General features: G+C 70.7%; 7 protein-coding genes. 3 read left to right on the forward strand and 4 right to left on the reverse strand.

Annotated elements, in window-relative coordinates; genetic code table 11:
* Positions 1-15: 15 nt before the first annotated feature.
* Entirely contained in the window at positions 16-1,236 is a 1,221-nt protein-coding gene (locus tag J3P38_RS16420; RefSeq protein WP_210504397.1) for an MFS transporter, read from the reverse strand.
* A 135-nt stretch (positions 1,237-1,371) separates the two neighbouring features.
* Here J3P38_RS16420 and J3P38_RS16425 point away from each other — a divergent pair, with 135 nt between their 5' ends.
* Positions 1,372-5,457, forward strand: coding sequence for a family 78 glycoside hydrolase catalytic domain (locus tag J3P38_RS16425; RefSeq protein WP_210504398.1), 4,086 nt, complete (start codon positions 1,372-1,374; stop codon positions 5,455-5,457).
* Between the two features lie 86 nt (positions 5,458-5,543).
* On the opposite strand, the gene J3P38_RS16430 is transcribed toward J3P38_RS16425, so the two are convergent.
* Together J3P38_RS16430 and J3P38_RS16435 are read right to left on the reverse strand one after the other, a co-directional pair.
* Positions 5,544-7,490, reverse strand: coding sequence for a calcium-binding protein (locus J3P38_RS16430; RefSeq protein ID WP_210504399.1), 1,947 nt, complete (start codon positions 7,488-7,490; stop codon positions 5,544-5,546).
* Between the two features lie 159 nt (positions 7,491-7,649).
* The gene (locus J3P38_RS16435) at positions 7,650-8,981 is read right to left on the reverse strand and encodes a YjiH family protein (protein WP_210504400.1); all 1,332 of its coding nucleotides are present in this window, start codon (positions 8,979-8,981) and stop codon (positions 7,650-7,652) included.
* Positions 8,982-9,341: 360 nt separating this feature from the next.
* Here J3P38_RS16435 and J3P38_RS16440 point away from each other — a divergent pair, with 360 nt between their 5' ends.
* Positions 9,342-10,436: a hypothetical protein gene (locus J3P38_RS16440; RefSeq protein WP_210504401.1), complete on the forward strand. Its 1,095-nt coding sequence runs from the start codon at positions 9,342-9,344 to the stop codon at positions 10,434-10,436.
* Positions 10,437-10,626: 190 nt separating this feature from the next.
* On the opposite strand, the gene J3P38_RS16445 is transcribed toward J3P38_RS16440, so the two are convergent.
* Entirely contained in the window at positions 10,627-11,562 is a 936-nt protein-coding gene (locus J3P38_RS16445) for a homocysteine S-methyltransferase family protein (RefSeq protein WP_210504402.1), read from the reverse strand.
* Between the two features lie 71 nt (positions 11,563-11,633).
* On the opposite strand from J3P38_RS16445, the gene J3P38_RS16450 reads away from it, so the two are divergent.
* Positions 11,634-12,233 (forward strand): TetR/AcrR family transcriptional regulator, encoded by a 600-nt coding sequence (locus J3P38_RS16450; RefSeq protein WP_210504403.1) that lies wholly within the window; start codon positions 11,634-11,636, stop codon positions 12,231-12,233.
* Positions 12,234-13,000 lie beyond the last annotated feature (767 nt).

A 13,000-nucleotide genomic window follows, 5' to 3' on the forward strand; every position in this document is an offset into this window, starting at 1 on the left:
GGACTCGCCGGGCGCCTACCCGGCGGCCCGCGGGGTCCTCGGGGCCTGCGCCTCGGCGACGGCCGGCCGGCGCAGCGCGAGCGGCAGCGTCGCCACGGCGATCGCGCCGGCGACCAGGAAGGCGGTGGTGAACGACGTGAGCTCGGCGATCACCCCGATGGCCACCGAGCCGATCGCCGTCCCCGCGTCGAAGCCGACGTTCCACACCGCGCTCGCGAGGTTGTGGTGCCGGCGCGAGACGGCCGTGAACGAGATGAGCAGCGTCAGGTTCTGCAGCCCTCCGTAGCACAGGCCGATGAGCAGCATGGCGAGGAGGAACGCGCCGACGCGGACGCTGTCGGAGCCGGCGACCGACCAGGCCACCAGCGCCATCCCGGCCCCGGTGAGGGGGACCAGCGGCACGAGGAAGCGCTGGGCGCCGTGGCGGTCCGCGAGCCGCCCGATCCGCCAGCGACCCAGTGCAGCGGTCACGCCCATCAGCAGCAGGCCGCCCGCTGCGACCGAGGGGCTGTCGACCATCTGGGGCGTGAACGTGATCACCGCCCCGCCGGCGAGGGTGACCGCCAGCAACAGCAGCATCGGCCGCAGCAGCCGGCGGTAGGCCGCCGACTCGGGGTCGCCCGGGTCGGGTGACGAGCTCGTGCCCGGGTGCAGGTCGGGTGCGCTGACGCGGAGCGCCGACGCGAGACGCAGCGCCGCCGGGATGCCGGCCAAGGGGAGGGCGCTCACGGTGAACACCACCCAGTAGCCGGCGCTCTCGGCGATCCACGGCCCGGCGGGGAGGAGGACGACGTTCGGCACCGCCACCGCGAGGCCGTAGGCGCCGATCGCCTCGCCGCGGCGCTCGGCGCCCACGAGCGCGGCGACGGCGGCGCTCCCGGTGACGGTGAGCACGCCGAACCCGATGCCCCGCACCGCCGACAGCGCGAGCACCACCCACAGCTCGTCGCTCAGCGACATCGCGACACCGGGGACGCCGAGCAGCGCCAGTCCCACGGCGAGCACCGGCCCCCAGCCGAAGGCGCGCAGCGCCCGCGGGACGAGCAGCTGGGTCAGCACCGTGAACAGCAGGAGCACGCCGTTCACGAGCCCGGAGCCGGCGGTGGTCGCCCCGCCCTCGACCGCCCACAGGGGCGCGACCGTCAGCAGCAGGGCGTACCCGGAGAACCCCGCGCACGTCATCATGACCAGGGGCGCCATGCCCGGCTGCCGCCAGATCGGCTCCCGCGTGCTCACGGCGGAGATCGTACGGCCGGGGCGCGCTCGCCCGGCCGGCTCCGAGCACCACGAGACGACCTGTTGACGTGGCGGTCATCACACGCCTACCGTTGGTCGGTCACCGTATGAAACGTTTCACAAAGGAGCGCGCCCGTGCGCAGGTTGGTCTCATCGTCCCTGGCCGTCGTCCTCACGGCGACCGGTGCACTGGCAGGCGCTGTGGCGCTGCCGGCAGCGGTCACGACGGCGGCGTCCGCGGCGGCAGTGGTCGCCGGCGCGCCGACCGACCTGACGGTCGGCCAGCTCCCGTCGCCGCGCGACGTGGGAAACCTGACTGCTCCGCTCCTCGGCTGGCAGGTCGGTCACGCCCGGCAGGCGGCCTACCAGGTCCAGGTCGCGGAGAGCGCCGACCGCCTCGGTGGCAGCGACGTGTGGGACTCGGGACGGGTCGCCTCGGCGAGGAGTACCAACGTCTCGTACGCCGGGCCGGCCCTGGCGCCTGCCGAGTCCTACGTGTGGCGGGTGCGCACGTGGAACGGTGACACCCCGTCCGAGTGGTCCTCGGTCTCCCGGTTCGGGACGGCGGCGGGCGGCACGTGGGGGGACTCGCGGCCGATCTGGGTGGGGGACGAGTCCACCACCGCGTGGGCCGACTACACGCTCGAGGGCAACTTCCGCATCACCGCCCAGAACGCCACCATCGTGTTCCGCGCCAAGGACGCCAGCAACTACCTGATGTGGCAGTTCCGCGGCAACGGCGTCAACACCCTCGCCCCGCACACGAGGGTCGGCAGCACGTTCACCCAGCTCAAGTCCGTGCCTCTGGGCAGGACCCTGGCGAACAACACGACCTACGCCTTCCGGATCGTCGCCTCGGGCAACACCATCACGACCTACCTCGACGGCGTCCAGGTCGACGTCACCACGGTCACCTCCGCGTTCTCCTCGGGACGCATCGGCTTCCGCACCGGCGGCAGCGAGACGAACACGTGGGACGACCTCCGGGTCACCTCCGCCTCGGGCACGGTGCTCTACCAGAACTCCTTCGAGGCGCCGTCGACCGACTTCGCGTGCGGCACCGTCTCGGGCGGGCGGCTGGCCGTCGGCAGCAGCCAGAACTGCGTCTTCGGCGTGGCGTCGACCGACTGGGCCTTCCTGCGCGGCGAGGTCGACCTCGCTGACAAGGAGGTCGCCTGGGCGACGCTCTACGCCACGGGCGCCTCGACCGCGCCGACCCGCCAGTTCGTCTACAAGGCCTGGCTGAACGGCACCTTCGTCGGCCTCGGCCCCACGCAGCCGATCGCGGGGGAGACCCGCTACGACGGCTTCGACGTCACCTCGCTCGTGCGCAGCGGCGAGTCCAACGCGCTCGGCGCGATCGCCTACACGACGACGGACAAGCGGTTCCAGGCGCAGCTCGTCGTGGAGTACGTCGACGGGTCGCGGCAAACGTTCGGCACCGGCGCCGGCTGGCGCGCGCTGAACGGCAGCACGGTCTACCCGGCCGCCGGGAGCATCGGGACGTCGTACTTCACCGCCCCTAAGGAGAACGTCCAGTCGGCGGCGTTCCCGACCGGCTTCGACCAGCCCGACTTCAACGACGCGGCCTGGCAGCCGGCAGCGGTCAAGGCCACCTTCGCCGACCTCCAGCCCACCCCGACCGCCAAGGTCGAGCACCAGCTGAAGTACCCCGAGGTCGTCGTGGAGAAGTCCCCGGGCAACTACTTCATCGACTACGGCCGCACGTGGATCGGCGGCCTGAGCCTCGACGTCGACGGCACCGCGGGGCAGGTGCTCGACGTGCGGTTCGGTGAGGCGCTGTCGTCGCCGCAGACGGTCCGCTTCGCCATGGCCACCGGCAACAGCTACCAGGACCGCTGGACGCTCAAGGCGGGTGCGCAGCACCTCGAGACGTGGGGCATGCGGGTCTTCCGCTACGCCGAGGTGCTCGGCGCGCCGACCGGGCTCGGGAAGGACGACTTCCCGGCGCTCGCGCAGGTCTACCCGTACGACCCCGAGGGCGCGCAGTTCGACTCCTCCGACCACAACCTCAACCAGGTGTGGCAGCTGTCGCGCCACACCGTCGACGCGACCAACCACAACCTGTACGTCGACTCCTGGACGCGGGAGCGGGACGCCTACGAGGCGGACTCGTACCTCCAGATGATGGCCAACTTCTTCGTCTCCGACGACCCGACGCTGGGCAACTACTCCCTCGACTACCTCCTCACCGGCCGCACGTGGCCCACCGAGTGGCCGATGTACACGATCCTGGCGTTCCACGACAGCTACCAGCAGACCGGCGACGTCGAGGCGCTCGCGCGCAACTACGACCGGCTCGTGCCCAAGCTGCCCGACGAGTGGTTCGAGGCCTCCACCGGGCTGGTGCGCAAGAACTCCGGCTCCAACGGCGCCAACAGCTGCACCGACTGCGACATCGTCGACTGGCCGGCCGGTGAACGCGACGGGTACGTCTTCCGTCCCTACAACACCGTCATCAACGCCATCAGCCACCAGAGCTACCGCGACATGGCCGACATCGCCCGCGCACTCGGCAGGACCGCCGATGCCGCGACGTTCGACGCCAAGGCCGACGCCATCAAGGCGGCCGCCACCGCACGGCTCTTCGACCCGAGCACCGGCGCCTACCGCGACGGGCTCAACGCCGACGGCACCCCGATCAACCACCACGCCATCCAGGCCAGCGTCTTCGCGACCGCGTTCGGGCTCGCCGACGAGGACCAGGCGGCGCAGACCGCGGAGTACATCGCCAGCCGCGGCATGGTCTGCAGCGTCTACTGCGCCGCCTTCGTGCTCGAGTCGCTCTACAACGGCGACCGTGCCGACGTGGCCCACGGGATGCTCACCAGCACCGGCCTGCGGAGCTGGATGAACATGATCAACAAGGGGGCCGGCGCCACCATGGAGGCGTGGGACCTCTCGTTGAAGTCCAACACGACCTACTCGCACCCGTGGGCCGCCTCGCCGGCCTACAACGTCCCGCAGGGCATGTTCGGCATCCACCCGACCACGCCCGGCTACGCCACGTTCGACGTCCGCCCGCAGCCCGCGGCCGTCGAGTGGGCCGGCGTCCGGCTCCCCACGCTGAAGGGCTCGATCGGCGCCGCACACCACACCGTCGGTGACCGCACCGACGTCGGGGTGCACATCCCCGGCAACACCGTCGCGCGCGTCTTCGTGCCCGGCGCGACGGAGTCGAGCGACCCGGTCGTGTACGTCGACGGCCGCGCCACCGGTGCGACCTACGAGCGCGGCTACCTCCGCGTCGACGACGTGCCGGCCGGCTGCCACGTGCTGAGCCTCGCCGCAGGCGAGGGCCCCGGCCTCGACGAGCACCTCACCGGCGTCTGCCCGGACGGCTACACGCCGCCCGACCTGACCGCGCCCGTCGTCACCGTGCAGACCGACCCGGCCACGGCCACCGGCGACAACGGCTGGTTCACCGGCCCCGTGGCCGTCGGTGCGTCCGCCACCGACGACCGCCCCGGCGACGTCACCATCGAGTACGGCGTCGAGGAGGGCGTCTGGTCCCCGTACACCGGACCGGTCGACGCGCCCGAGGGCGAGACGACGTTCCTGTTCCGCGCCACCGACGAGGCCGGCAACGTCTCCGGCACCTCGTCGGTCCAGGTGCGTCGCGACGTCACCGCGCCCGGCCTCACCTGGACCGGCGACATCGCCGACGGTGCGGCGTACACCTTCGGGTCCGTGCCGGACGCCCCCACCTGCCAGGCCGGCGACGTGCTCTCCGGCGAAGCCGGGTGCGAGGTCACCGGGTGGAGCGACGAGGTCGGCACCCACACGCTCGTGGCGACCGCCCGGGACCTGGCCGGCAACACCACCACGCAGCGGCGGACGTACACCGTCGCACCGTGGCGCCTGACCGGTTTCGGCAAGCCCGTCGACATGGGTGGTGTCGTCAACGTGGTGAAGGCGGGCTCGACCGTGCCGCTGAAGTTCGAGGTCTTCGCCGCCGACACCGAGCTCACGTCCCCCGACGCCGTGACCGGTCTGCGGACGGTGGCTTCGTCCTGCACCACCGCGGCGCAGGACGAGCTCGAGTCGACCGTCACCGGGGCCACCGAGCTCTGGTACGACGCCACCGAGGGCGTGTTCCGCTACAACTGGAGGACGCCGAGGAACAGCACCGGCTGCCTCAAGCTGGTCGTCATCACGGCCGACTCCTCCGAGCTGACCGCGCTGTTCGAGCTCCGCTGAGAACGAGAACATCTCAGCGAACCCGCACTGCGCTCACGGCATCGCCGTGAGCGCAGTGCGGGCTGTCTCGTGGGAGGTGCGGCAGCTCAGCTCAACGGGGAGATCACCCACGTGATGTGCCGGCGGAAGCCGGGGTCCTCGTCGACCCACTCGCCGACGATCTCGGACTGCGTCTCGTCCCACGGCCATCCCTCGGGCCCCCAGCCGGTCGCCCCCCAGGCCTCGAACGTCGTCGTCGAGGTGTACGACCGGTTCCTGCAGGTGACGGACTGCGTGCCGTCGCCGCCGCCGACGACGTCGAGGGCGTACTCATCCATGTGCGGCGCCAACAGGAAGTCGGCCGACCAGTTGCGGTCGAGCGTGCCGCTCTCGGTGAACGAGCAGTCGCCGAAGTGGCCCGAGCCGGTGTAGCTGCCCGTCGCGGACTCGTAGCGCCACATCGCGGTGTGAGCAGGGTCGCCGTGGCGCACCACGGTCATGGTGATGGACCAGTCGTAGGTGTCGCCGGAGTACTCGCCCTCGCGCACCTCGTGACCGGAGATCTTCACCTGCCAGCGGTCCGGGAACCCCTCGGCGCGGCACGAGACCTTCACCTCGGCGACGCAGGTGTCGGGGTCGGTGGGGGTGTTGGCGGCGGTGCCGGGGGCACCGCCGTCGCAGGTGTCGGTGCCCGTGCCGCCGTCGCAGGTGTCGGTGCCCTCGCCCATCCGGAGGGTGTCGTTGCCGTCCCCGCCCGTGGCGGTGTCGGCACCGTCCCCGGTGTCGACGAGGTCGTCGCCGGGGCCGGCATCGACGTCGGTGTCGTTGCCGCCCGCGGTGCTGATCGTGTCGTTGCCGTCGCCGCCCTCGACGGTGTCGGGGAAGCCCGAGCCGATGATGTCGTCGTTGCCGATACCGCCCTCGAGGAGGGTGGCCTCCTTGTGGGCGATGAGCTCGTCGTCCCCGTCCTCGCCGTAGAGGCCGATGCCGCCGGCCATCGCGGCGATCCGGTCGTTGCCGGGCCCGCCGTGGAGCAGGCCGCCATCACCGGACCCGGAGGTGACAACGTCGTTGCCCGAGCCGCCGTGCAGGACGTCGGTGCCGTTGGATCCGAAGACACGGTCGTTGCCCGGACCGCCGTCGACGTCCTTGTCGTCGCCGGGCCCGGCGTCGATCGAATCGTTGCCGTCGCCGCCGTCGATGACGTCGGGGAAGTCGGAGCCGGTAATGGTGTCGCCGCCGGCGCCGCCCTCGAGGAGGGTGGCTTCCTTGTGGGCGATGAGGGTGTCGTCCCCGTCCTCGCCGTAGAGGCCGATGCCGCCGGCCATCGCGGCGATCCGGTCGTTGCCGGGCCCGCCGTGGAGCAGGCCGCCGTCACCGGAGCCCGAGGAGATGCTGTCGTTTCCGGTCCCTCCGCGCAGGACGTCGGTCCCGTTGGACCCGAAGACGCGGTCCTTGCCGGGACCGCCGTCGACGTCCTTGTCGTCGCCGGGCCCGGCGTCGATGGTGTCGTCGCCGTTGCCGCCGTCGATGACGTCGGGGAAGTCGGAGCCGGTGATGGTGTCGTCGCCGGCGCCGCCCTCGAGGAGCGTTCCTTCCCCGTGCGCGATCAGGGTGTCGCCACCGCCCTCGCCGTAGAGGCCGATGCCGCCCGCCATGGCGGCGATCCGGTCCTTGCCGGGCCCGCCGTAGAGCAGGCCGCCGTCACCGGAACCCGACGAGATGCTGTCGTCGCCGGCGCCTCCGCGGAGGACGTCGGTTCCGTTGGACCCGAAGACGCGGTCGTTGCCGGCGTCGCCGCAGACGAGGTCGTTCCCGGGGCCCGCGTCGATGCGGTCGTGCCCGCCCTTGGCGACGATGACGTCACGCTTCGAGGTGCCCTTGATGACCTCGGACCTGTCGGTGCCGACGATGGTGGCGCGGACGCCCTGGCATCGTGCTGCCGCGGCCTCGGCCGGGGCAGCGGCACCGAGAAGGGTGGTCGTCATCAGGGCTGCTGCGGCCAGGGCCGGCAGGCCGCGCAGCCGGCGCGGGACGGAGTGGGTGTCGGACATCGGGCTCGCTCCAAGTGGTCAGCTGTAGGTGTGGCCACAGCCTGCGGCGAGGCGCTTGCGCATCGCTTGCGTACCGCTTGGTTGCCCTTCGGACCCGGCTGACCGGGGGAATGCCCAGCCCGCTCGAGGGGCCTCGGCGCAGGCAGGGCGACCGCGCGTCTAGAAGAGCAGGAACGCGATGGGGGTGACGAGGACCAGGGTGAGCACCACCCGCTCGAACCAGATCACGACCATCTGAGGCACCGAGATCGGGATGTCGGTGGCGACGACGCACGGGACCATGGCGGAGAAGAAGATGACCTGGGACACGCAGACGACGGCGACGATGAACTTCACGGCGGGCACCGCCTCGGTCACCAGCAGGGCCGGCAGGAACATCTCGGCGATCCCGACAGCTGCTGCCTTCGCGACCAGCAGGGGCTCGGGGATCTGCAGTGCCCACGTGACGGGGTAGAAGAGGTAGCCCAACCAGTCGAAGACCGGCGTCCAGGTGGCGAGAACGAGGCCGAGCAGCCCGATCGAGAGGATGGACGGCAGGATCGCCATCGCCATCAGCAGCCCGTCGCGCACGTTCCGCCAGACGTTGACGTGCAGCGGCGGGGCGGCTGCGACCGTGTGCTTCGCCTCCTGCCAGGCCAGGCTCAGCCTCCGACCGCGACCGTCGACCTCCGGGCGGGCCTCGACGCCCTCGAAGTAGGTGTCCGGCATGCGTGACAGGGGACGGATCCTCACAGTGACGGCAGTGACCAGGAAGGTGACCAGCAGCGTCGTCCAGAAGTACGTCAGCCACGACCCCATGAGGTCCAGGGTCGTCGCCACCACGATCATGAACGTCGCGGAGACCGTCGAGAACCCGGTGGCGATCACCGCGGCTTCGCGCGCGGAGTACTTGCCTTCGCGGTAGACACGGTTGGTGATCAGCAGACCCAGCGAGTAGCTGCCGACGAACGACGCCACCGCATCGATCGCCGATCGACCCGGCGTTCGCCACAGGGGTCGCATGACGGGCTGCAGGATGACTCCGACGTACTCGAGAAGGCCGTACCCCACCAGCAGGGCGAGGAACACTGCACCGATCGGCACCAGCAGGCCGACCGGGATGACCAGGCTCTCGAACAGGAACGGCCCGATGTCGGGTCGCGCCAGCCACGCCGGCCCGGTCTCGAGCACGAGCAGGAAGCCGATCACCATCCCGACCAGCTTCGCGACCGTGAAGACGACGTCGATGGTCGAGCGGCGCCAGGTGCCGGTGACGAACGGCACCGCCGCCCCGCCGACGATCAGCGCCAGCGCGTAGTAGGGCATCAGCGACGGAGCCGTGTCGCGGATCGCGGTGACCAGGTGGTCGAGCGGAATCGAGTCGCGACCGTCGAGGGTCACGGGGGCGAAGAACATGAACGCCCCGATCGCGCTGTAGACGAAGAACTTCCACATGTGCGACGGGCTCGAGGTGTCGCGGGCGCCAGCCTGGGCGATGCTCTGCTCGGTCATTGAGGGCCTCCGATGTCGAGAGCGATTCCCGATCAGACTGGCACGGGGCCGTGATGGCGTGAAGGACGTCGCGCGAGGACGGCGTCTCGGATGCGAGACGGAACAGGCGATCCGTGAGCGGGCAGATGACGGCGGCCGACCGCGACCCGATGCCGGTGCTTCCCGGCCGCGACGTCCGCCCGCGGCGGATGAGGACGGCTCCCTGTTCACCTGCACGTCCACCCTGGGTCGCCCGGACGGCGAGCCCTGGTCACCCGCGGTCCCGAGGGTACGAGCGCCCCCGACCCGACAGAGGAGTGCTCGACCATGCGAAGGATCATCTCGGGCTTGGCCGCAGGTGCTGCGGCCTTGTGCCTTGCAATGCCCACGGCGTACGCGGGTCCGGCGGAGCCGGACCCCGCTGACCTCCCGCTCCACATCCACGGCGGTGCCTGGCCGACCAGCCACGTCCAGGGCGTCGCGATCGACGCCGAGCGTGGCTACATGTACTGGTCGTTCACCCAGATGCTGGTCAAGACCGACCTCGACGGGAACGTGGTCGGCACCGTCACCGGGCTCACCGGCCACCTCGGCGACCTGGACGTCAACCCCAAGGACGGCCGCGTCTACGGCTCCTTGGAGTACAAGGCGGAGGAGGCGTTCTACATCGCGATCTTCGACGTCGACGCCATCGACCGGGTCGGCATGGACGCCGAGGGAGACGGCGTGATGACGGCGGTGCACCTCGACGAGGTCGTCGCCGACTTCACCGCCGACATGGACGGCAACGGCGTCTTCGACGGCGACACGGCCAGCACCCCGGACCACCGCTACGGCAGCAGCGGCATCGACGGCGTCGCGTTCGGTCCGGCGTTCGGGAAGACTGGTGGCAAGAACCGGCTCGTCGTCGCCTACGGCATCTACACCAACACCTCCCGCACCGACAACGACCACCAGGTGCTGCTGTCCTACGACGTCACCCGGTGGAGGAAGTACGAGCAGCCGCTCGACCAGGACGCCCCCCACCGCAGCGGCCCGGCCGGGCACGACGGCAAGTACTTCGTCTTCACCGGCAACACCCACTTCGGGGTCCAGAACCTCGAGTACGACCCGTACACGCGCGACTGGCTGATGGCCGTCTACGACGGCCGCAAGCCGGCGTACCCCAAGTACTCCTTCTTCCGGCTCGACGGCGAGACCGCCCCGCGGACCGGTCTGATCCGGGGGCAGGCGACCCCGGAGACCGGCCAGCTCCTCGAGCTGGAACAGGAGGGCCTCCACCACCCGGCGTCAGGCACCTTCGGCTACGAGTTCCACGGTGACTACGGGATCGTGGCACTGGGCGACGGTTACTACTACGTGGCCGAGGGCAAGCGCGTCGAGCGGGACGGAGCCGTCCTGCAGGACGGGGACGTCTACCTCTACCGGTGGACCGGCGAGACGCCTGCGCCGTTCGAGCGGGTCACGCGGCGCTGAGCTCGGGGGCCGGCGCACTTCGGTGCGCCGGCCCTCCGCGCTTGCGCGGGCTTCGCTCGGGGATCCCGCTCGACCGAGCGCGGACTGTCGCACGGCGCGCGTGGAGACGGCCTCGCGGGCACGGGCGGCGGAATGACGCATCGTTCGATCGTGGCCCTGAGAACGAGACGCTCGGGCGACACGCCTCGGCTCAATGCGCGTTGTGCGGGGTGCCCCACAGCGCTGCGACGTGGCTGGCGTCCGTGCCGCAGCATCCGCCGACGATACGAAGGGCGGGCAGGTGTCCGCGCAGCTCGTTCGTGGACCGGGTGAGCAGCGCGAGGTCGCCGGTGTCGAGCTCGCTCATCTCATCGAGCTCGGCGTGGCTGAGCGTCGAGGCGTTCGGTCGGAACGACGCGATGCGGGCCGCCCAGGAACCGTCGTCGTGCTGGTGAGGCCCTGGCAGCGCGAGCGCCGGCGACACGTGCAGCGGGTGGGCGCAGTTCACGCCGTACCAGTCCGGCGCCTCGGCGGCGTCGACGGCCAGCACGGCATCACGCAACGTGGTCCCGTCCGGCAGTCGGCCGTCGGTCTCGACGGTGAAGGAGATCGCCACTGCCATCCCGGCCGCTCGGGCGGCACGCACCACGCCGAGCGCCTCCGCAGGCTCGGACATCGTCATCGCGTGCACGACGTCGACGCCAGCTGCCGCGAAGGTGTGCACCTGGGGGCTGTGGTACTCGGCTGCTTCGTCGGCGTCGGCGCCTGCAGCGAGGTAGCCGTCACCGCGGGGGCCCACCACGCCGCTGATGAGCGTCGCAGGGACATCCAGGTCGGCTGCGATGGATCGTAGGAGGTCCACCGCGCGGTGGTTCACGGTCTCGAGCCGTGTGGCGTCGTAGCCCAGCCCGGCCGCCCAGTCGGGGTTGGCGCGCCACGTCGGCGTCTCCAGCATCAGGCCGGCACCCGCCGCTCGTGCGACGGAGGCGTAGTCGGCGTAGTAAGCCGACAGCACCTCGACGCCGCCGGCGTCCGACACGAGGGGGAACGCCGCGAAGTCAGGAAGGTCGATTCCCTTGTTGAACAGGAGGTCGGTCTCCAACCCTCCGTCGGTCACCCAGCTTCTGTCAGCGAGCAGATCAGTCATGGTGCTGCCTCCGTCGTTTCAGACCATCTGGTCTGGTTCTACCAGACCAGATGGTCTGGAACAATGGCTTCATGCCGCGAGATGGAACAGCGACCCGGGCTCGACTGCTGGACGCAGCCGAGCAGCTGATCGAGCAGAACGGTTTCGCGGCGACGCGCGTGGACCAGATCATCGCGGCCTCTGGCAGCTCGAAGGGCGCGTTCTTCCACCACTTCGACTCCAAGCAGAGTCTGGCGCGCGAGCTCGTGTCGCGGTACGTCGACGCGGACCTCCGGCTGCTCGACCAGGGCCTTGCAGCGGTCGCCACGATCGACGGCGAGCTGGAGCGGCCGGTGGCCTTCCTACGGTTCTACGAGCAGTGGGCCGCGGACCTGGTCTCTGAGGAGTCGGCCTGTCTCTACATCGCCGTGCTCACGGAGCGTGATCTGCTCGACGACGCGACCTTGGCCGAGGTGGACCGGGCCGTGGTTGCCTGGCGGAATGGATTTGCCGCGCTGCTGCGTCCGGCGCTCGCGGTTCGCGGACTCCCGATTGCTCCCGACGAGCTCGCCGACCACCTGTTCGCCACCTTCGAGGGCGCCTACCTCATGTGCCGCGCCGCGCGTTCGCCAGAGCCGATGCGCCAGCAGCTGCGGGTGCTCCGCCAGATGGTCGAGGCCCTGCTCGACTGACCGGCCAGGCGCGATGCGCCGGTTGCGTCGTCGCCCCGGCGATCACTTCCCCGCCGGGATCGCTCATCAGGAGTCCCTGACAGCAAAGACGCGGCCCTGCGGGCGCCCTCGTCGCGGCATGAGCGCGGCCTTCGCGCCCTAGCCGGGACGCTACGTCCCGTCGATACTCCGTTGCGGGACCGCGAGGGAGGGCCGGAGCGATGTACGCGGTAGTGGCTTCGTGGCAGACAGATCCTGGGCTGGCCGCTCTGCGGCGGGAGATGCTCGATCGCATCGTCGAGGGTGTTCGTGCGGCCCCAGGCTTCGTCCATGGATATTGGGCTGACAGCGCTCCGACCCGGTCGCACACCTTCATCGTCTTCGCGGATCGCGCCGCCGCAGAAGTATTCGCGGAGGACGTCCGCAGCAATCTGGAGAACCACGCTCGAGCCGGCGTGAGGAATGAGGAGCTAGCCATCGCGCAGGTCGTGGCCTCCGCGTGACACCGGCCCGCGACTACCGGATCTCGGCAGTCCGTGCGTGCCGACGAGCGGCGGACTGACCCATCGTCGACGTCGAGTGTCAGGTCCGACCGCTCCCCGGAGACGGTGCGTGAGTCGCGAGGATGTGTTCGACTGGATCGGCGGCTGGCTTCGCCGTAACCGGTGTGCTGCCCGACTGGTGGGGAAAGAGCCGTTGCCCGGACGAGTACGACAGGCGCACGAGCTCGGGACAGGCAGCTGGACTCCCGGCCGAGGGGACTAGCCGGTGTAGTCCCTTCGGGTAGT

The sequence above is a fragment of the Nocardioides xinjiangensis genome (assembly GCF_017916455.1).
Classification (GTDB): domain Bacteria; phylum Actinomycetota; class Actinomycetes; order Propionibacteriales; family Nocardioidaceae; genus Nocardioides; species Nocardioides xinjiangensis.

Excerpts from the sequence above, each read along its gene's own strand:
- J3P38_RS16445 (WP_210504402.1), bottom strand. The coding sequence starts at position 11,562 with ATGACTGATCTGCTCGCTGACAGAAGCTGGGTGACCGACGGAGGGTTG.
- J3P38_RS16450 (WP_210504403.1), top strand. The coding sequence starts at position 11,634 with ATGCCGCGAGATGGAACAGCGACCCGGGCTCGACTGCTGGACGCAGCC.
- J3P38_RS16435 (WP_210504400.1), bottom strand. The coding sequence starts at position 8,981 with ATGACCGAGCAGAGCATCGCCCAGGCTGGCGCCCGCGACACCTCGAGC.
- J3P38_RS16440 (WP_210504401.1), top strand. The coding sequence starts at position 9,342 with ATGCCCACGGCGTACGCGGGTCCGGCGGAGCCGGACCCCGCTGACCTC.
- J3P38_RS16430 (WP_210504399.1), bottom strand. The coding sequence starts at position 7,490 with ATGTCCGACACCCACTCCGTCCCGCGCCGGCTGCGCGGCCTGCCGGCC.